The following is an 18,397-nucleotide window of genomic DNA, read 5'->3' as shown; positions in this document are numbered from 1 at the left end:
TCGTTTCCGCATGTAGCACAGTGGGATTCAGGTGCTGGGTACCGCACCTGCTGGCAACCGTGACTCCGTCCGCAGCAACGGGTGCACCCGGCATGGTGACTTTTGCGGCAGAGCCCTCGGCCACGATCGCGATCACCACGCTCGACTGTATCGACGTGTCGGTGAACTGGCGAAACCTGACCACCGGCGCCGCCGGCACCACCGTGCTCCAAGCCCTTCGGCCCGTCGACTTCAGTCGCCCCATCTCGCCGGACGAGAGGTGCCGATACACCCCGGCGACAGTGGGTACCGGCAGCGGAATGGTCATCGCGACCGCAGACGTCAACGCCCACGTCCTCCCGCCAGCGAGCGACAGATGGCCTCAGGTACCGGTGAACCCTGGGTTCGGATCCTTCCCGGTTCCCTAGAAGCAATCGGCATGTCCGATAGCCGAACCCGCAACTGGGACGAGATCGGGCCCCCGGCACATGCCCACAGCGGTCGGCGCTCGTCCCCGAACGGGGATCGGTCCCCGGGCGTCTCACTCGTCGACCTGGCGGGGTGTTTCGGCGACCCAATCTCCCTTGGGGACTGGTTCTGGATCGATTGGCACTTCGCTGCCCGTGAGCCGCGCGAGAACAACTCGCCAGTGGAGGAGCCCTGCTTCGGTGGCCTTGAGCTCACCACGCACACCGTGGAGGAATTCGAGCGTGGTGTTGCTGGAGTTGGCCTCCATCCTCTGTGCGATGCGTCCGAGCCGTTCGGCCCGCGCGGTCAACTGCTGGACGATCGATTCCACCGGTTGTGCAAGCTCTTCGGATCGTGGGAGGGCGGCCGCGAACCGGTCGATAAGCTCGAACGTCGACTCGTACATCTGATCATGGTGGCAGCTACGGAACCCTGCAGGAGATCTGTTCCGAAAACGGATCTGCTTCCGGAACAAGCACCGACTGCCGTCGCCTTGCGCCCGGGCGCTATCCGTCCGGTCGCGGCTCGCTCTTGGCACTGGGCTGGGGCGGAGTCATTGCCGCAAGCGGCGGAATCCAGTCTGGCTAAAGCTTCGCGCACGGGCGGCGGCAGTCTTCGTCCGAACAGGGGTTGCATCGAGGTTCGGGTGTAAACTCGCTCTCTTCGTCTCCGGATGGAGTCTTTGGGAGCGATACGCGATGCCCGAGCACAAGCAAATGCAAACGATCGCGTGGCTGATGAGCCGCACCGCGGAACTCGAGAGCAGGGACCATGTGTGAGGGCGTGGACCGAACACCGGCTCAGCTGGCTGAGGTAATACACGGCCGAAGTGACGTCGAGCTCGGACCAATGCGCAACTACCTGTCCGCCGTGACCAATCCCGACCGCACACCGGTGCATGAGGTCGGTCCGGCGTTCACCGCCCCGAGCGTCGAGATGGCCGACGTGCGCGTCACGGTGTCCCTGGGATGGCAGGATCCCCAGTTCCTGGGGACGTTCGACAGAACCGCCGCCACCCGCATGATCCAGGTGGCAATCAGCGCACGTTCCACCGACAGCAGCGCGGAGGAACCCGACATCAAGTCTCGGGCAGTGGATCTGCCGGTCAGAGAGCAGATCGCATGGGTGCGGGTGGTGTTGGGCGACCTGGCGGACTACGCGTATCGAATCCTCAACGACATGGCGCAGCTGCGGGTCCGTCCCGCCTTCTTCGTCGTGTTCGTCGATCCCCCCACCCCCCGGCTCGCGCCCAGCGACTTCAAGTGGCTCCTCGTCTGTGGAGGTCGCCGCGCCTACCCGGAGAAACTCGTCCCCGAGAATCGGGAGCTACACATCTACCTCCGCCGGCACGGCGACATGATCAACGCTGACCTGGTACCCCACCCGCAAGCGCCCGCCCCCGAGGTGTGGGCATTCGAGTTCGTTCCCAGCTCGCCGCCACCCTCGCCGACCGGCTCGGCCGAATGGGTGCTCACCGATCGTTCACCCTCGAGGAGGTGAGCCTGCACGGCCGGGACCGGGTCGTCGTCCGCTACACCTGGCATCTGGCCGACGGAGACAAGAAGATCGCGTTCGACATCGACCGCGCCGGTCTCCGCGCAAGTCGCCTGCGAGAGTTCGACGACCCTCGGACACGTATGGCGGCATATGCGGTCGCCTACACACCGTTCGACCAACCGCAGTTCCCCTCTGCCACCCTGGTCGACGGGGTGACCTGGGTCCGATTCGGCGACTCCGACTGAACCGCAGAGGGATCGCCAATCGGAACTGCAGCTGGAGGCCAAATTGACTTCCCTGTGACTCCTGATCGGAGTCCAACCACGGTCCCAACTCAGACTGTCTATCGTGACTGCACATGAGGCAGAGACTGGGTCAGATCGCGGCAGGTGCAGCTGCAGGAGCGTTGACCCTGACGAGCTGCTCGACCACAACCGACGTGCCGGAGACCTTCGCCGCCACGGTGACCGTCACCGGCGAAGCCAACCTGGCATCAGCCGAATCCGGCGAGTGCACCATCGGAGCAATCGTGTTGCCCCGGGCGACAGAGTGATGATCCTCGGCGACAGAGCCGGTGCAACCGCCGTCTCGGATCTAGAAGTCGAGAACATTGATCGGAATCTCGACGGCACGGGCGTATGCACCTACACCGCGCACTTCGACGACATCCCCGCGAATCAGCGACGTTACAAAGTCACCGTGGTCAGCTACACCAGCGCGACTTACTTCCGGCTTCAGTCCTTCAGCCCCGACGAACTGAATAGCGGTGCTACTTACCACCTGCAGAGCGCACCGCCCAAAGACGACGGCATCGGATCTGAAGTGCAGGACAGTGACGGCACCCCCCGAGGAGGGAGCCGGCGGTCGCACATCAACCGACGGTTTGGAGCTCCGATGCGAAGGCCTCAGCCGACACGGTCGGGTGGGGCCCACCCGAACCGGCATCAAGCGGCTGCAGCCGTCCATCGGTGACTGGTCTCCGATCGGTATGCGGGCTATGCGAGCGAAGATTAGAGGCAAGCTGCCGTCCTATTTGCCACACTGTGTACCGATGCGGGATACGACAACGCGGGCGGGGGAACGTTGCTGGCGCCAATGGACATCGAGATCGACGTCGACTACAACGCGCTGATTCTTCGGCCACAGTTCGACGCCGAATTTCTCGGTACGGAGTGGTTCAACCAGGAACCGTGGTTCGTGAATGGTGGTCCCGGCCGGGTGGTCATCCATACGGGCGGGCGCGGCTTGATCCGCGTGACTGTCGCCGCAACCGAAGGTTTGGCTCCTCCAATCACGGACTCGTTGCTCGATGAGTGGGAGGACATTGGTGAGGCGTCGTTCACCACCGAGGATGACGAGATCTGCTTCGACGGCCTGACTGGGACCATCATCGGTCCGATGGATACGGCGGGACCGGGCAGCTACCGGATCCGCGTGTTTGCCCGTGGACGCACTGAATACTGGGACTCGTACCCACCTAAGTCTGAGCAGCCACTGGTACACCTCCAACTCCAGATCTGGCCGCAAGACCCCGCTCCGCGGAGACTCATCCAGTACCGGGACCGATTCACGGGAGATGTGGTACGACCTGCTGGCGGTGTCGTATAGCGATCAATCACCGGGATCACTCCGTCACCGGCCGGCCGAGTAGAGGATTGGACGTAAACGCCCGTGGTGATGATGCAGTATCGACTTATGTCTCCGACGATCGGAACCGTTCGTAGCTGGAACCTCGACGAGGGCTGGGGCGTCATCGACTCACCCGAGACACCCGGTGGTTGCTGGATACACGCGACGACGCCCTCCATGAAGACTCGCATGGGCTTGGATCCTGGTCGTCAAGTGTTCTTCGAGTGGGAACGCCTACCTGGGGAGGGAGTTCAGGACGGCTACGACTTCGTCGCTAGGGACGCATGGTACGTCGGCGACGAACCGTATCGCCGACCCCAGGGACCTAGCACCGGCGCGTTCAGCACGTCGCTCACAATCACCTTCGACGCCGACCCTGACCACAAGGCTCACCGGATTCCGCCGGGGGTTTCGCCTGAGGAGTACTTTCGCCCAGAACCCCCGGGCAGCAGTTGGATAACCGATCAGCGATCCCCGAACGGTGAGCACTTTCCGTCGAAAAGCGCCATGACCAAGGCATTCCGGCAGCACCGAAATCGAGTCACGTTTCCCCGATGTAGGGCGATACCCAGATATGAGGGGCGACACGCGCACGATGATCTCGTACATCGCGATGATGACGTGCATTGCCCTAGCTGTCGGCTGCCAGTCGCCCGGCGAACCGGCCAGAAACCTCGAAAGAACGTCGTCGATCCCGTGGGGCGAGGTCCCCTCGGCGCAGTCCGGCGCTGGCGCCCTTCCCGAACCGCGGGTCCCCGAGTTCCCGGCCCCAACGGTCGTGCCCGGCAGTCCAACTTCTCCCATACCGACTGCAACAGTGAGCCCGACGGAGTCTGGCACCCCTGGCGCACTGCCTTCCTCGCCGACGATTCCGCCCCTCGCCGGTGTGACGGCCAGTGGCATGCACATTGAGCGGCACGAGGGATTCGATCGCATCGTCTACGACTTCGGTGGCACATACGCTCCTCGCTGGCGCGTCGAGTATGTTGCCGAGGCAATTTCACGCGGCGACGAGACTGCGATACGAATCAACGGTCAATCGATTCTGCAGGTCTATTTCTTCGACACGGTCTCGCCGGCCAAAAGTGGGGTCGCCGAGTACAGCGGACCCAATCCGTTGTCGAATCCCGCTGCGCACAGCGTGGCCGAGGTTTACCTGATGCCGAACTATGAGGGAGCCACCCAGGCGTTCGTCGGTCTCCGCACCAATTACCCGCAGTTCCAGGTCATGACTCTTATTGAACCGATGAGAATCGCCGTCGACATCTACGAGTAGCACCAGACCTGGGCGCCGGTCTGCGAGTCACCGCAGAGGGACCCTCAACCGGTCAGGTCAGTCGCGGCAGCAGTACTCACAGCAGCCCGTTCATCAGGTGCGCCTCAGCGATCTCGAAAACACCAAGCCGGCCCCCACCGCGGTCTGACCGATCAGCAATGCCCCGGGCAGGGCGAGTAGCTCCCACCCAGTCGCCGAGGGCAGCCACAGCGACGCAATGCAGGCGGCGAACAACGTGACTGTAAACACCTGTCCAGCCGCGATGAGGCGTTGACCGACCGATGTAAGCCTCCGGCGTCCATACATGATCAACGATGTCACAGCAGCCATGATGCAGACGACAAACCCAACCAGCCCTGGATAGATGAACAACGGCTCGAAGGCAGGGGAACCACCGACATCGATGTATCCCTTCGTCAACAGCTGGGGAAGCACCCACACTCCGATCAGTAAGGCGCACAACACACTGACGTAGGAGCAGCCGACCAAAAACCTCATTTGCGCAGGCTAACTGGTTACCGGTTGCCAGTCCCCGACAAGTCCGGTTGCGGGCCAATCGATCACCTGATCCCCGTTTGCCGTACACGTGATTATCTGGCTTCGTAACCGCTGATGGATCGCTGACCGGTGTCCCGATCCGTCAGGCATCGAGGGTGACGTTAAGTCGCGGACGGGCACACTCGATGTCGTTCAATTCATCGTGTCTAGGTAACACTCTGAAACGATGGCTGGTTTCTTCGACGCTCGCGGTGAGCAAGTGCTGACCGCCGCCTGGATAGCGCGGCAGGGCGTGCACCTGGTGTCGTCGGACCTGCCGGATGCGTGGATCAACGCACTGGGTCGTATTGGCCACGACCTGAACGTGCGTCAGTACGGCGGTCTGATCGAGCGGATCGATTGGGTCGCTGAGTACGAACCGGACAGCGGCTACGTGTTCCTTCTGAGCGACGTGACGGTGCTCGGTCGCGCACCCACCGGTTTAGGTATGAGCGGAAGTGCCGCGCAGGTCGACGACGAAGAGGAGGCGGTCGTCGTCTGCATTGCCGACCTCGTTCAAGACCAGGTGGCCCGCGCCCATGTCGCGTGGCCGTGGGGCGATACCGGTGGATTCATGACCCCTCGACTCGTCGATGCCGTCGCGGTCTGGTCCGACAAAGGTAGCCAAAGAGTGATCGGCAGCCTTTGACAGCAATCCCGAATCGGGACGACGAACGGGTCAGTGTTTCAGGGCTGAGGGGCCCGTCGGGGTACCAGCGCCGCCCGAAGGCCCATCCTCATACGACAAGCTCAGGTCTGGCTGCTGAAGGAGTCCAAGGCAGCCACCAGTGCGGCGCCGAACCCCGCTCCACCGTGGCCGGCGTCGTCGAGCACGACGAGCTGGGCATCCGGCCAGGCACGCGCGAGGTTCCACGCCGTGTCCAACGGTCCCGAGACGTCGTAGCGACCGTGCACCAGAACGGCGGGGACACCTGCCAGGCGTCCCATGCCATCCAGGACTCGTCCGGATCGTCCACGTCGGATACGGTGACCGGAAGCCGACTCGTACTCGGCGCTCAGCCGGTGTTGGCGCACCGGTGCCGGCTGTAGTAGCCGGCCATGAGCCGCCAGTAGACCAGCAGCAGCGCCATCATGACCACGGTGGCACCGGCCGCCGGCGCGGCGCGGCGTCGCCGCGCGGCGATCAGTGCGGTGATGCCGGCCAGCGTGGCCGCCGCGTTTACCGCCATCGCGGTGTCGCGGGGCCGCTCGGTGATCCACAGTTCTTCGCCGAGCACCGCCCGGGTGGACCAGGCGTGCTCGTCCGCCGGTTTCGGGAAGATCACGGGGTTGGCGGCCATCCAGGCACCGACGATCGCGGCGTGGCTCCACCGGCGTGTCCACAGAGGAACGAGCACAAGCGGGGTGCTCAGCCAGCGAGTCCAGGCACTCCACGGGTTGGAGTGGCGAGCGAAGACATTGTGTTTGAGGTCGGCGAAGTGGTGGGTCATGTCAGGATCCTTGATCGGGGCGACTACTGACCGAACGTGAAGCGCAGGTTCGCGTTGATGAGTTCGTTCACTCGCTTGCGCATGCGGACGGTCGTTTCCCCGTCCGGGACCGGTTCGTCGACGATCAATGTCCAGGACAGAGTGGTGCCGCCGCGTGGTGGGCCAGTGATGTCGAAGCGGATCCGTGCATCCGGTCGCCACAGCCAGATTGAGGTCCAGACGACAAGGTTCGGTTCGACAGCTTCTGCGATCGTGGGGGGTTGTTCGTCGGTGTGCAGGATCAGCCACGGACGAACGGGGTCACGGTCCGGGTTGGTGAGAGCTTCGTAGACGATACGAGGCGGCGGTGGTTGGGTGCGACGCCGGCTAGCAATTTCGGGCACACCGAACCATATCGTTGCTTCCCAGGCTTCAATCACCGAACGCATATCGGCACCGGATGAGGATCCACTTACAGCCGGAGGTGGCGTCTGAATTGGGCTCCGGTCGGATGCCGGGCCGCGATGTGCGTCGAAGGTAGCGTGCACAACATGGACCGTCGCCGCCTGCTCACCGCAGTGGTCACACTGACGGCACTGATGAGCGGATGCAATCCGGTCCGCGGACCAGCCCCTGATCGCGATCCCGCCGAGATCGTGGACGCTGCGGTCTGTCGAATGCCGCAAGGCAGCGAATTGCTGGGCGTCACTCCACCGACCGAATTGATGCGGGCGCCGGCACCGCGATCGGGAACGGTGCCGTCGGATTCGAGCCTGTCGCGGCCATCACCTGCGACGAATGGCTCGCGAATTCGGTCACCCCTGATCTCACCGGGAGTTTTGCCGAGCACCGATGGGAGGGTGACTTCGCTGCGGCAATCGACAAGCTCAATGCCCCGTCTGAGGGCCCACGTCTGGATCAGAACAGTTGTGGAACGGCGAGTTTGGCACCGATACCGGACTTGTGGTTGATCGACGCGCGCGGACGGGCACTACGCCCGTCCTACCCTGTCGACGACTGTGGATTCCTCAAGATCGGTGGACTCCGCGAGATCGAGAAAACTGGACCAGGTCGATCGGACCGAACACTACGTCCGCCACACGCCGGACTCGCTGCAACAGCTGATGGGATGCAGCACGCGGCGGGTGACGCCAGAAATCGGTAATCAGCCCCTCTTCGCCGACCAGTACTGGGGCCGCAGTGCAGTCTGTCGTTACACGACGGCGCTTGCAGGGCGATGTGCTCGTCAATGAGTACACGGCGGCATCCATCGATCTCAATGAGTACCGGCAACGGTTCGATATTCTCTGGCCCCGTTAGTGTCACTGTCGTTCCAGCCGTGAGGCTCGCGGCCGACGAACACTCGTATTGCAGGCGGGAGTGAGACGAACGTCTGCCCAAGACTGTCCTGGAGTTCTTCGGCTCCCGTGAAGGTGATACTCCCGTGCGGATCGGGGACGTCATCGCGCAGGTCTCTTAGCTGGCAATTGTTCGTTGAGTCAACCGTTCCTTATGGTGACCCGTAGGCGGAACCTGCACTGGGACGAGGTGGTGGCCCCAGCGCATGCCGGCAGTAGTCTGCCCCGGTCCCGTAAGCGGATCCGCTTACGGGATAGGCAACGACTGCCGGCTTTGTACGCTTGGCGCCGATCTCGTCCCGGTGATGGCTTGCCGTGAGAATGTCTCCGAACGGTGAGCGGGGAATCCAGGCTAAGGCACTGTCCAACCGCCAGCGCCCGGTAAAAGCGTGGTGGGGGTGCCCGGGTAACCAGGAGCACCGCCCGCCGTAACGGCAGCGACCACCGTCCCAGATCCGGTCTGGATAACCCCCGGGGGGCTCGGACCGAACCAGAGGTCCGCAGCGCCACTCGCGCCGGTCGATAGGTTGCGCCAATGGACGACGACGGCGCAGTAGGGTGATGCGCCGCAACGAACCCGAGTGATCCCCGGCTCGTCCGGGTCCGTCCTGACAGTGATGTACGTACTGAACGGCGGGTTAGTCAATCCAGTCGGTCCGTTGGCCAGTCCCGCGAATGGGATCGGCAGGACCGTGTCGGACGGGGCTGCGCTCACGGGCAGGGCAGCTAGCAGCATTGCGGCAAGTGCGATCCCGGCGAGAGTCGTCCCGCTACGGGCCCTCGAAGCAGTTCGGGGCATAGTCCCACCTCCAGCAAGGCGTCGATCTGAGCGTAGCTCGATCCGCTGGTGGTGTCCGCGTCTGGCAGACGCTGCCGAAGCCCCCGCGATGTAAGTGAGAGCAGTCCTACTTGACGATCGTCTACTGGACTCTCTCAATCAGTGAGAGAGTTGACCATGACAGGACCGATCGTTCCGGATAGACCGGATGTTTGCGGCCGCCCTCGCCGCAACCCATGGTGGGATAGCGCTTAACGGTTGCTGGAATCTCACTTGCACTCATGTGCGTTCGTGGTGCGTCGACTTGGATCTGGGAGGTCGGCGAAAACGGTCAATATGCCGCAGACGTAGGCGCGGGATAGCTTCCATTCGTTGTTGGAACGCACGAAGGGAATTGGCCCCACCGGGTAGGGTTCCACGCCTCCGACTCGGCCCTGCCCAGTCGCGTTGATCATGTCTGGGCTGACGGGTTCCACGGTAGTGAACTGGATGTATTGGGGTGTGGGCTGCGCACCCCAAGCCCGCGCGACCCGCAGGGTCTGGTCGCTGGGACCATCCAAGAGTCGCGCGCGGTCCTCCTCGCGTATCGAGTAGTTGGTGGTGGCGTTGTACAGGGCGGTCAATTGCTCGGCGGTGGGCACGAGATCGGTGATCGGCGCCGGCGGCGGTGCGAACTGTGTGGGATGGACGAAGACGGTCGGATCGCGCGCTTCGGTGTCATCGACGGGCGAGCAGGCGCAGGCCGCGATTGCGATCGCGACAAGAGCGCTTGCACCTATCGCGGCTTTCCTAACCCTCATGGTCTAGGTATCGCCCCAAGTCGACGCAGCGTGACAGCCGGTGCCACACCAACTCGCCGATACATCGCCATAAACGATCCGGCACCAGTCATCGATCGGTGGGAGATCGTTTAACCGAGGCTGGGATGGGCGCACGGAATCCTGCGTCCGTCACTCATGGCGACGACAACGGCCGGCTTCTCGCGCCAAGGTGACCGCAGCACCGCGAGAACGAATCCGTCATCGGCGACATCCGCAACACATCTATCGAGGGAACTTGCCACTGCAATGCTTCGCGCACCGCTGGCTGCGAAACCACTGACAGTGATCCACGAACTGTCGGGCGGACCACCGTCAACAGTGGGTGGCCCTGATCGATGAATTTCCAGGCGTTGGATGAACGATGGCCGGAAGTTTCGATCAGGAGCCGCTCGTGGCGACACGCCGACGGTCACCATTTGAGGCGTCTCCCATTGCCCCTCCACCTTGTTCACCATGATGACGCACCTCGACTGGGCGTCCCGGAGCGCAACGGCAGCGACATCCTCACGTACGACGACCAGGTACGGCTCCGCCGTGCCCTCACCGCTCCCACCCGCCCGGAAGCACGCGATGGCGCTCATCGCTGCGGGATGATCCAGACTGTCCACTGACTCAGCGTAGATTTCACCCGCATGCTTCCGCTCACGATGCGCGGTACTTGCGTCGGAGGGCGACGTCGCCCATGTGGCCTGCCCCCTCTGTCAGATTGCCGGTTCAGCGGAGCGGACCGCCCGCGTCCCTCTGCGGCGGAGGCGGGCGTCTCGGTAGGGAACGTTGATTGACACGTCTCCGGAAGCGGGGCGGTGACCGAGACTCCCTGAGCTGCGTGTTCCCGTTGACCCGTCCGGTGCTGATTTTGCTTTCGGGGCGTCAATCGGGATACCCCGAACGATCTGGATCACGCCGCCGCAGTGGCGATCCGGTGACCGGCTAAAATGGCATGTCTCACCACGATGGCGGATCCGCCACCAGGCTCGCCACCGCCGTGAGATTCCGCCACGGGATTCGAGACCCGGTACGCAGCCCCCGCCGAATGCCATCTCACCCATTTGGCCAACTGGCCACCGAGTGGCCATCCCAACTGAGATTTGGCCACGGTTCTCGAGACCCTACACCGATCACAGCTGTGCGTCGCCGCCGAACTCGTTATAGAGGTCGGGGAGGAATCGGGCGAGATGGTGCATCTCCTGGCCGCAGTGCAACAGCAGCTCGCGAGCGGCCTCCATATCGGTAGCGATGTCCCTAGGATCGAGGGACGGGCCCCGCTCGACGGCAGCGACGGCGTTCCGGATGTCGGGAAGGCGAATCCCCCACATGTCGAGATAGAACCGACTTCGCATTTCACATCCTCCGGCAATCGGACGAACCTGGTGCGCAAGCCATCCGACGTTCAAAGGGGCGACAGCACTGCCGACTCTGGCCAGGATCATCGTGTGGCCGTCGGGCACCTCGAAACCGTGGGCGAGTGGATCCTGGAACGCGATCGCCAACTGCTGCAGTTTCGGGCCGATGTACTCGTCGACGTAGGAGACGTTGCCGATGTACTTCGCTCGGTCCGAAATCGACTCGGCGGATTTGTCCACTGCGAGGCCCGCGTACAGGTGCGCGTCCGGATGCCACAGCTTGTAGCGGGCGGATTCCGCCGAGTGCCAGCCGAACCACCAGTCCCACATCGCCGCCGTGACGCCTGGCATCTCGGTGTGCACGGCCACCCACACCTTGCCCGAACTCGTCCTGCCATAGCCGGTCTCAATCGGTGAGTAATCGGTCGCGGCAAGTTCGGTGTGCAGTGTCGAAGCTTCCGGGATTCCTTCCGCCGGTGTCGGCGGACCGGTGTAGGCGGCGGCCACCGAAGGTGTAGGGGGCAACGTCCGATCAGCCATGAACTTCGCATACGGCCTCGCCCAATCCTCAGGCGAGTACCCGCGATAACGCGCGGTGGACGCCGGCTGCGCACGAGCCGCGCTCGCTCTGAGACCTGCCGCCACAGTGCCGACGATGAGAACTCCGACAGAAAGGGCCGCGCGGCGGGTCACACTCGCGTGTCTCGACATCGGTTGAGAGTACTTCCCGGTCGGAACGCGCACCCGAGTTGCGTGCCTGCTATTTCCTGCTAGTTGCGCTCGACGTCGATTGGGTGAGTGGCCAGCAGGGCGAGGGGAAGAGGCTGGCGTCGCAGGACCTGGGCCCAGACGTCGATGCGGGCCGGCGCCACGACGTCCGACGGCAGCGCCGACACGACCATCCAGTCGTCACGCTGCAGCTCCGAGTCGAGCTGCCCGAAGGTCCAGCCCGAGTAGCCGGCGAAGATACGGACACCTTCCACCAGGGGAGCGACGACCTCGGGGTCGGAGTCCAGATCGACCATCACCACCCGGCCGTGCACCCGGCGCAGCCCCGCGACCCCGTCGATGAGCGCTCCGGTCCGCAAGGTGGCCAGGCACAGTGCGGCGTCACGCTTCACAGGACCGCCGACATAGAGAGCGGAGGGCCGAGCGGCGAGCGATGCCCATTGCGGCAGCACGTCCTGCACCGCCGTTTCGCTGGGACGGTTGATGACCACGCCCAGGCTCCCGGCCTCGTTGTGCTCGATCACATAAATCACGGTGCGACGGAATGCGGGCTCGACCAAATCGGTGGACGAGACCAACAAGCTCCCCGGGCGGACCACCGGTTCCGTCGACGCCATTCGATCCTCGGGTTCTTCTGCGTGCGCCACCCGAACATCATCCCACCGCGGCGGGGGCGATGTGTCCCAGGACGCGACCTGCGTCCGGTTCGCACGATTCAGGCGGGAGGAAGCCCGGCGGTGTCGGCGAGGACGGCGAGATGATGTTCGAACAGGGCCGCCGGGTCGGTGAACGTATCGGCGCCGTACTGACCGAATACCTCGAAGTTCACCGCCCCGAACAGGCTCGACCACACCAGCATCCCGCGGGCGAGGAGGTGGTCGGGGGTGGTGAGGCCGAGGTCGGCGCGAATCCGGTCGAGATCGGCCGCGAGACCGTCGTCGACGGGCGCGGACGCATCGGCGTCGAGAAGGCCTGAGCTGTAGGCGCCGTCCAAGATGCGGACCAGCGCGAAAATGACCCGCGTTCCGGGCGTGGTGGTCTGTTCGCCGGGTGCCTCGTACCCGGGGACCGGGCTGCCGAACAGGAGTCCGTATCGGGCCGGCTCACGCAGAGCCCACGCCCGTACTGCGCGACTCAGTGCCAGGAACTGCTGACGCGGGTTCTGCTCGGACGCGACCGCGGCGTCGACCTCGTCCCCCAGTTCGTCGTATCCGTCGACGACGAGCAGGGTGAGTAACTCGTCGCGGCTTTTCACGTACCGGTACACGGCCGACGAGACCACTCCGAGGTCCCGGGCCACCGCTCGCAGCGACAAGGCCGCGGCGCCGACGACTGCCAGCTGTTCGCGGCCGATCCGGGTGATGTCCTGCAGCGTCTGCTCTCGGGCACGTTCCCGTGGTGTTCCTGGCATGGGTTCAGGGTGCCGACTGTAGAGAGCGGTGTCAACAAATGAGAGCAGTGCTCTTGACTTTGCGCCGATACAAGTGCAGTCTTTGAACAGAGAGCAGTGCTCTCGGTTAGCGGAATCCACTCACACAGCGGGAGCAAAAGATGTCGAACATCGAAATCGTCACCGGCGCGGGGCTGGTCGGCACCACCGTGGCACAGCAGCTCGCAGAGCAGGGGCGACGCGTCCGCGTGCTCACCCGGTCGGGAAGCGGTCCCGAACACCCCCTGATCGAGCGGCGGCCGGTCGACGTATCCGACGCCTCGGCCTTGCGTGCGGCCTTCGAGGGCACCACCGCCGTCTATCACTGCATCCACGCCGCCTACACCGCCGAGGCCTGGGAGCGCACCCTGCCGGCAGCCGAGCAGACCGTGCTCGCGGCAGCGGGAGAGGTCGGTGCGGTGGTCGTGTTCCCGGAAAGCCTCTACTCCTACGACACCGAACAGCAGCCCATGACCGAGACCACGCCGCGCACCGCCACGACGGGAAAGCGCGGAATCCGTGCCCGGTTGCTCGACGCTCGCTCCGCCTCCTCGACCCCTACCGTGAGTGTCGTCGCCTCCGACTTCTTCGGTCCGCAGGTGCTCACCGCCCACGCCGGTGAGCGAATGGTCCCGGTCGTCCTCGCCGGCAAGACGATGCGCGTCCTGGGCTCCGCCGACACACCCCACTCCTTCACCTTCGTCCCCGACCTCGCGGCGGCGATGATCATCGCTGCACACGACCGGGAGCTGTGGGACTCCGTGTTGCACGCGCCGACGGTCCCCGCAGTCACCCAACGGCAGATGGTTCAGGCGTACGCCGACGCGGCGGGAGTGCCGGCACCGAAGGTGAGCGCTCTCCCGGGATGGGTTCTCAGAGCGATAGGCCGCGTCCACGAGGGTTCCCGCGAGCTGGCAGAGATGATGTATCAGTTCGAGAAACCGTTCGTCATGGATTCGAGTGCGAGCGAGAAGCGCCTCGGTCTGAAGCCGACACCACTGCCCCAGGCCGCCGAGCAGACCGTCCAGTGGTGGCGGGAGAGGTCGCTCGTCGCGGCCGGATAGGGTCCCGTAGATGGCGAAACAGCTCGGGAACCCCCGAGGACCAGGTCATGGCGAGGCGTGGCGCCGCACCGCACACACATTGCGCCGGTCGCCCGGGTTGGCCCGCCTCGCGACGGTGCGATTCGCCAGCCAGTTCGGGGACGGCATGTTCCAGGCAGCGCTGGGTGGGGCCATCCTGTTCAATCCCGAGCGCGAGACCGACCCAGTGGCGATCGCCGCCGGTTTCGCGGTATTGCTGCTCCCGTACTCGGTGATCGGCCCCTACGCGGGAGCGCTGCTCGACCGCTGGGATCGCCGGGCTGTCCTCCTGTGGGCGAATGTTCTGCGCGGGTTGCTCATTCTGGTGACTGCGGCACTTCTGGGATTCGGGGCCGGAGAGTTCCCGATCCTTCTTCTCGCCCTCGCCGCCATCGGCGTCAGTAGGTTCGTACTCGCCGGCGTCTCCGCCGCACTGCCACGCGTAGTGCACAAATCTTGGCTGGTCGCCACCAATTCGGTGCTCACCACCACCGGTTCGGTGGTTTCCGCCCTCGGAGCCGCAACCTCCGTCGCCATCATCGGTGTCGCGGGCGCAGGCGACCGGGGATCCGGTATCGCCGTCGCCGCCGCCGCGGTCGGTTCCGCGGTCGCTGCGTTCGCGGCGTCCCGATTCCACCATCGGCTCCTCGGCCCACACGCGGACGAACGAGCGGAGTACGGGGTCGTCCGCGCCGTCGCCTCGGGACTGCGCAACGGAGCCGTCGCCGTGTGGCAGTCCCCGGGTGTCACCACCGCCATGATCGGTATCGGAACGCATCGCATCGTGTTCGGTGCCAATACATTGATCATGGTCCTCGTGCTGCGGGACACGTCCAGGGCCGGATCCCTTCCGGGTGGGCTTGCCGGATTCGGTGTCGCGGTCGGCGCGACCGCGGCGGGAATGCTCCTTGCGGCGATCTCCACACCGTTCACGATTCCGCGGATCGGACGTTCTCGCACCATTACCGGGGCGTTGATCCTCGCCCTCGCCGCGCAGACGACTCTCGTAGCGACGTTGACCCAGGCCTCCCTGCTATGGGGCGCACTGATTCTCGGCTTCGCCGGGCAGTCGATCAAGCTGAGCGGCGACGCCGCCATGCAGATCGAGATCGAGGACGACCGCCGAGGGCAAGTGTTCGCGCTGCAGGACACGGTGTTCAATGTGGCGTTCATCGCGTCGATCGCCGCAGCCGCCCTCGTGATCGCCCCCGACGGTCGATCACTCGGATTGGTACTGGCCGGTTCGGCCCTCTACGCCCTGGGACTGGTCGCTGCCCTCCTCAACGCACGCCGCGCCGGCCCCTGAGCGGTCCTGGACGCACCTCTACCCGGAACCGGGCAGCGGCACATTCTGCAGACGGACCTGTCCACGGGCCACCTCTTTGCCGGTGTCGGAAGCGGTGATGACCACCGACCACAACTGCTGGATACGGCCCTGCTGAATCGGTAGGGCTACCACGTCGACGCGACCTTCGGTGCGGGACCGGATGAAGTCGGTGCCGTTGTGCACACCGACCGCGAACTGGCCGCGGTCTGCCACAGCCGTGCTCGCGCCGATACTCGCGGCGCTCTCGACTGCCGTCGTGTAGACGCCGCCGTGAACGACACCCCACGGCGTGTGGTGCTCGGCGGACAGATCGATGTGGCCGACGACTTTCGTGCCCGATACCTCGTCGAGTTCCAGGCCGGCAGCGGCGACGAAAGCGCTCGCCGCGGACGTGGTCAGGTCGGTCATGGTCCATTCTCCTTGTCGATGCGTACTCGGTTTGAAATCACAACTTACCCTTCCCGATCTCGGGGGCCACGTCAATGGCGTGGCCGAGCACCGCCTCGGACCGCCAGACATGGAGTGCGCCGGCCGTCACGGCACCGGGAATCGGCACGAAATCAACCGTGCGCATGTGCGGGTCGGACGGTTCGTCACTTCTCCGATCGGGCACCGGATCCGGTTGACGTCGCAGGTCGTGAGCGGGTTCGTTCTGGTCACCGGCCACCCTCACCTCGTAGTCCCACGTTCCGTTGCCACTTGGGTCGGTGAAGTAGCGAGCTTCGTCCCCGGCGTCGTAGTCGAGCACCGAGTGGTCGGCAGTCCCGTCGCCGTTTTCGTCCCACATGGCGTCGTCGAGGAGCCCGTCCCCGTCGAAGTCCAATCGCACCGCATCCATACCGCGGAGCGGACCCAGGTCGAGGTCGGGAGGGGAGTTCCAGCTCGTGGGGGCTTCTGCACCGGTGCCGAACGAATACTCGAGAGGGTCCATGTAGAGGTTCGACGCAGCGCGGCCGCATCCGGTTCCGCGGGAGCCGAGATTTCGGCGCTCTCCCCGATCGGGGTGCCACGATCAACGAATTCCTGTGCGACCGTGAAACCGTACTGTAATCGGACTGCGATCAGGCTCGCCGGGCGCTGAATCCGGGAGCACGGCCACCGGATGTTACCTTCGACCCTGAACGTGCAGGTCGGTCCACTTTGACTCCGACCACCGATCTGGAGGGGTCCCGTGGTCGAAAAGTCCTGGTCTGTTGCCGGAGTACCGTTGTGCGTTGCCGCCGTCGTCGCGGCAACGATCGGTTTCTCGGCAGTCCCCGCTGCGGCGGAGACGAATACCTGGTTGCCGGTGAACGCCTGTGGTGAAACCGGATTCAACCCGGCCAAGGAGCCACCCACTCCGGGTGGCCCGGTGCTCCCGCCGATACCGCCGACCATCGGCATCCCGATCCCGTACCCCGACTTCGTGCCGGTGCCGGTCCCCGGCCCTACGGTCGATCAGACGCGCGTCGCGCAAGACCTGCCCGCCGACCCGTGCGCGGACCCGTGCCCGGATCTCACCGACGAGATCGAGGAACCGCTACCGGATGCCGGTTCTTCGGGATCGTCCGGGTCGAGCGCACTGCACATTCCGAAGATCGAGATCGACCCACAACCGCAGACCATTCCCATTCCCGTGCCCGGCGGCCCAGGTCCCGCTCCGCAGCCCGCGCCACCGGTGCAGATCAACTCGGCCGAACGCGGCACCCTCAGCGCAGCACTCGACACCCCCGCCGTCGGTGACGTGCGCCTGGTGTCGCAGCTGACCGGCCACGGGTCGGAGAATCGCACCGACAAGCGCTGGCAGGTGGACGGCACCGACCTCGGCATCACCTGGGAGACGAAGCCCGGCGAGGTCGCGGTCGCGTTCGGTGACACTTTCGGCAAGGACTGGGCTCCGCCGGGCGCCTTCGGTGAAGACTGGCGCAGCAATGTTCTCGGGCACAGCACCGACACCGACCTGTCCGACGGCATGACCATCGACAGCATGGTCCAGGACAGCCGGTGCCACGCCGCCGAAATCATCGACAGCAGGCACATCAACAACTTCGAGACCACCACCATCCCCACGTCGGGGTTCGCGATCGGGAATCGGCAGTTCCTGAGCTACATGTCGGTGAAGCGCTGGAGCGTGGTTCCCGGCATGTGGTACACGAACTACGGCGGCATCGCGTACTCGGACGACAACGGTCAGACATGGACCAAGGACCAGCACGCGAAGTGGCACAACATTTTCGGCGCCCGATTCCAGGTGTCGGCCATGGTGCCCCAGGGCGACTACGTCTACATGTTCGGCACCCCCAACGGCCGCATCGGCACTATCGGTCTCGCCCGGGTACCCGTCGATCAGGTACTCAACACCACGTCGTACCAATACTGGTCGGACGGAACGTGGACGCCGGTGTCCGAGCATCTCGCGACCCCGATCATCGGTGGGGTGGCCAGCGAGCTGTCGGTTCGCTACGACACCGGCGCGGGCAAGTGGCTGATGAGCTACCTCGAGCCGATCGGCGGGCGAATCATCCTCCGTCAGTCCTCGGCCCCGCAGGGCGTCTGGTCCGACGGAGCCACTCTCGTCGACACGGCCGACTACCCGAAGGCGTACGGCGGCTTCATCCATCCGTGGTCGACCGACAAGGATTTGTACTTCACGATGTCGGAGTGGGACAGCTACAACGTCTACCTGATGCACGCGTCTTTGCGCTGACACACCCGTGGGTGCTCCTCGAGCACGG

21 protein-coding genes and 1 pseudogene are annotated in these 18,397 nt (G+C 64.7%); 10 read left to right on the top strand and 12 right to left on the bottom strand.

All coding sequences use genetic code 11. The annotated features are described in order from the left end of the window. Positions 1-59 precede the first annotated feature (59 nt). Positions 60-407: a hypothetical protein gene (locus NOF53_RS10405; RefSeq protein ID WP_255967943.1), complete on the top strand. Its 348-nt coding sequence runs from the start codon at positions 60-62 to the stop codon at positions 405-407. 113 nt (positions 408-520) lie between these two features. On the opposite strand, the gene NOF53_RS10400 is transcribed toward NOF53_RS10405, so the two are convergent. Beyond that, positions 521-853, bottom strand: coding sequence for a hypothetical protein (locus NOF53_RS10400; RefSeq protein WP_255967941.1), 333 nt, complete (start codon positions 851-853; stop codon positions 521-523). A gap of 377 nt (positions 854-1,230) precedes the next feature. Here NOF53_RS10400 and NOF53_RS10395 point away from each other — a divergent pair, with 377 nt between their 5' ends. The 5 genes from NOF53_RS10395 to NOF53_RS10375 all read left to right on the top strand — a co-directional run bounded on the left by NOF53_RS10395 (position 1,231) and on the right by NOF53_RS10375 (position 4,849). Further along, positions 1,231-1,947, top strand: coding sequence for a hypothetical protein (locus NOF53_RS10395; protein ID WP_255967939.1), 717 nt, complete (start codon positions 1,231-1,233; stop codon positions 1,945-1,947). Then, positions 1,944-2,189, top strand: a complete 246-nt coding sequence (locus NOF53_RS10390) for a hypothetical protein (RefSeq protein ID WP_255967937.1) — start codon at positions 1,944-1,946, stop codon at positions 2,187-2,189. Before NOF53_RS10395 ends, NOF53_RS10390 begins: the two co-directional genes overlap by 4 nt. 113 nt (positions 2,190-2,302) lie before the next feature. Continuing rightward, positions 2,303-2,497 (top strand): hypothetical protein, encoded by a 195-nt coding sequence (locus NOF53_RS10385; RefSeq protein WP_255967935.1) that lies wholly within the window; start codon positions 2,303-2,305, stop codon positions 2,495-2,497. Between the two features lie 542 nt (positions 2,498-3,039). Continuing rightward, positions 3,040-3,552 carry a hypothetical protein gene (locus NOF53_RS10380; RefSeq protein ID WP_255967934.1) on the top strand — a complete coding sequence of 171 codons (513 nt, stop codon included), beginning with the start codon at positions 3,040-3,042 and terminating at the stop codon, positions 3,550-3,552. A gap of 922 nt (positions 3,553-4,474) precedes the next feature. Next, positions 4,475-4,849 (top strand): AMIN-like domain-containing (lipo)protein, encoded by a 375-nt coding sequence (locus NOF53_RS10375; RefSeq protein ID WP_255967933.1) that lies wholly within the window; start codon positions 4,475-4,477, stop codon positions 4,847-4,849. Between the two features lie 93 nt (positions 4,850-4,942). On the opposite strand, the gene NOF53_RS10370 is transcribed toward NOF53_RS10375, so the two are convergent. Then, complete coding sequence (locus NOF53_RS10370; RefSeq protein ID WP_255967931.1) at positions 4,943-5,347, bottom strand: hypothetical protein; 405 nt, start codon at positions 5,345-5,347, stop codon at positions 4,943-4,945. A gap of 259 nt (positions 5,348-5,606) precedes the next feature. Between NOF53_RS10370 and NOF53_RS10365 the strand changes: the two genes are divergently transcribed. Beyond that, entirely contained in the window at positions 5,607-6,035 is a 429-nt protein-coding gene (locus tag NOF53_RS10365; protein ID WP_255967929.1) for a hypothetical protein, read from the top strand. 101 nt (positions 6,036-6,136) lie between these two features. Here the strand turns inward: NOF53_RS10365 and NOF53_RS10360 are convergent. From NOF53_RS10360 to NOF53_RS10325, 8 genes and pseudogenes are all read right to left on the bottom strand, one after another. After that, positions 6,137-6,349: pseudogene (locus NOF53_RS10360) on the bottom strand (alpha/beta hydrolase); the annotation flags it as partial. Positions 6,350-6,402: 53 nt separating this feature from the next. Next, positions 6,403-6,837: a DUF6653 family protein gene (locus NOF53_RS10355; RefSeq protein WP_255967927.1), complete on the bottom strand. Its 435-nt coding sequence runs from the start codon at positions 6,835-6,837 to the stop codon at positions 6,403-6,405. Positions 6,838-6,860: 23 nt separating this feature from the next. Beyond that, on the bottom strand, positions 6,861-7,220 hold the full coding sequence (locus NOF53_RS10350) for a hypothetical protein (protein ID WP_255967926.1): 360 nt from the start codon (positions 7,218-7,220) through the stop codon (positions 6,861-6,863). A gap of 2,001 nt (positions 7,221-9,221) precedes the next feature. Next, positions 9,222-9,752, bottom strand: coding sequence for an MTB12 C-terminal domain-containing protein (locus NOF53_RS10345; RefSeq protein WP_255967924.1), 531 nt, complete (start codon positions 9,750-9,752; stop codon positions 9,222-9,224). 110 nt (positions 9,753-9,862) lie between these two features. Then, positions 9,863-10,381 carry a hypothetical protein gene (locus tag NOF53_RS10340; RefSeq protein ID WP_255967922.1) on the bottom strand — a complete coding sequence of 173 codons (519 nt, stop codon included), beginning with the start codon at positions 10,379-10,381 and terminating at the stop codon, positions 9,863-9,865. A gap of 510 nt (positions 10,382-10,891) precedes the next feature. Then, positions 10,892-11,656: a DAPG hydrolase family protein gene (locus tag NOF53_RS10335; RefSeq protein WP_255967920.1), complete on the bottom strand. Its 765-nt coding sequence runs from the start codon at positions 11,654-11,656 to the stop codon at positions 10,892-10,894. A gap of 230 nt (positions 11,657-11,886) precedes the next feature. Next, complete coding sequence (locus tag NOF53_RS10330; protein WP_255967918.1) at positions 11,887-12,492, bottom strand: YqgE/AlgH family protein; 606 nt, start codon at positions 12,490-12,492, stop codon at positions 11,887-11,889. A gap of 68 nt (positions 12,493-12,560) precedes the next feature. Beyond that, positions 12,561-13,256, bottom strand: coding sequence for a TetR/AcrR family transcriptional regulator (locus NOF53_RS10325; RefSeq protein ID WP_255967916.1), 696 nt, complete (start codon positions 13,254-13,256; stop codon positions 12,561-12,563). 140 nt (positions 13,257-13,396) lie between these two features. Here NOF53_RS10325 and NOF53_RS10320 point away from each other — a divergent pair, with 140 nt between their 5' ends. Both NOF53_RS10320 and NOF53_RS10315 read left to right on the top strand, forming a co-directional pair. After that, a complete protein-coding gene (locus NOF53_RS10320; protein ID WP_255967915.1) occupies positions 13,397-14,338 on the top strand; it encodes an NAD-dependent epimerase/dehydratase family protein in 942 nt (313 codons plus the stop codon). Between the two features lie 10 nt (positions 14,339-14,348). Then, positions 14,349-15,662 (top strand): MFS transporter, encoded by a 1,314-nt coding sequence (locus tag NOF53_RS10315; protein WP_255967913.1) that lies wholly within the window; start codon positions 14,349-14,351, stop codon positions 15,660-15,662. Positions 15,663-15,680: 18 nt separating this feature from the next. Here the strand turns inward: NOF53_RS10315 and NOF53_RS10310 are convergent, their stop codons facing one another. Beyond that, entirely contained in the window at positions 15,681-16,091 is a 411-nt protein-coding gene (locus NOF53_RS10310) for a PaaI family thioesterase (protein ID WP_109334736.1), read from the bottom strand. A 37-nt stretch (positions 16,092-16,128) separates the two neighbouring features. Continuing rightward, entirely contained in the window at positions 16,129-16,614 is a 486-nt protein-coding gene (locus NOF53_RS10305) for a hypothetical protein (RefSeq protein ID WP_255967909.1), read from the bottom strand. Between the two features lie 240 nt (positions 16,615-16,854). Here NOF53_RS10305 and NOF53_RS10300 point away from each other — a divergent pair, with 240 nt between their 5' ends. Beyond that, entirely contained in the window at positions 16,855-18,369 is a 1,515-nt protein-coding gene (locus NOF53_RS10300; protein ID WP_255967906.1) for a glycoside hydrolase family 183 protein, read from the top strand. Positions 18,370-18,397 lie beyond the last annotated feature (28 nt).

Source organism: Rhodococcus tibetensis (assembly GCF_024438035.1).
In the GTDB taxonomy this organism is placed as follows: domain Bacteria; phylum Actinomycetota; class Actinomycetes; order Mycobacteriales; family Mycobacteriaceae; genus Rhodococcus_F; species Rhodococcus_F tibetensis.
This window is presented reverse-complemented; position numbering and strand designations above follow the sequence as displayed.

Coding starts and splice junctions, on each gene's coding strand:
- NOF53_RS10310 (WP_109334736.1), bottom strand. CDS start 16,091: ATGACCGACCTGACCACGTCCGCGGCGAGCGCTTTCGTCGCCGCTGCC.
- NOF53_RS10375 (WP_255967933.1), top strand. CDS start 4,475: ATGCACATTGAGCGGCACGAGGGATTCGATCGCATCGTCTACGACTTC.
- NOF53_RS10305 (WP_255967909.1), bottom strand. CDS start 16,614: ATGGACCCTCTCGAGTATTCGTTCGGCACCGGTGCAGAAGCCCCCACG.
- NOF53_RS10355 (WP_255967927.1), bottom strand. CDS start 6,837: ATGACCCACCACTTCGCCGACCTCAAACACAATGTCTTCGCTCGCCAC.
- NOF53_RS10370 (WP_255967931.1), bottom strand. CDS start 5,347: ATGAGGTTTTTGGTCGGCTGCTCCTACGTCAGTGTGTTGTGCGCCTTA.
- NOF53_RS10345 (WP_255967924.1), bottom strand. CDS start 9,752: ATGAGGGTTAGGAAAGCCGCGATAGGTGCAAGCGCTCTTGTCGCGATC.
- NOF53_RS10320 (WP_255967915.1), top strand. CDS start 13,397: ATGTCGAACATCGAAATCGTCACCGGCGCGGGGCTGGTCGGCACCACC.
- NOF53_RS10400 (WP_255967941.1), bottom strand. CDS start 853: ATGTACGAGTCGACGTTCGAGCTTATCGACCGGTTCGCGGCCGCCCTC.
- NOF53_RS10380 (WP_255967934.1), top strand. CDS start 3,040: ATGGACATCGAGATCGACGTCGACTACAACGCGCTGATTCTTCGGCCA.
- NOF53_RS10325 (WP_255967916.1), bottom strand. CDS start 13,256: ATGCCAGGAACACCACGGGAACGTGCCCGAGAGCAGACGCTGCAGGAC.
- NOF53_RS10315 (WP_255967913.1), top strand. CDS start 14,349: ATGGCGAAACAGCTCGGGAACCCCCGAGGACCAGGTCATGGCGAGGCG.
- NOF53_RS10335 (WP_255967920.1), bottom strand. CDS start 11,656: ATGGCTGATCGGACGTTGCCCCCTACACCTTCGGTGGCCGCCGCCTAC.
- NOF53_RS10385 (WP_255967935.1), top strand. CDS start 2,303: ATGAGGCAGAGACTGGGTCAGATCGCGGCAGGTGCAGCTGCAGGAGCG.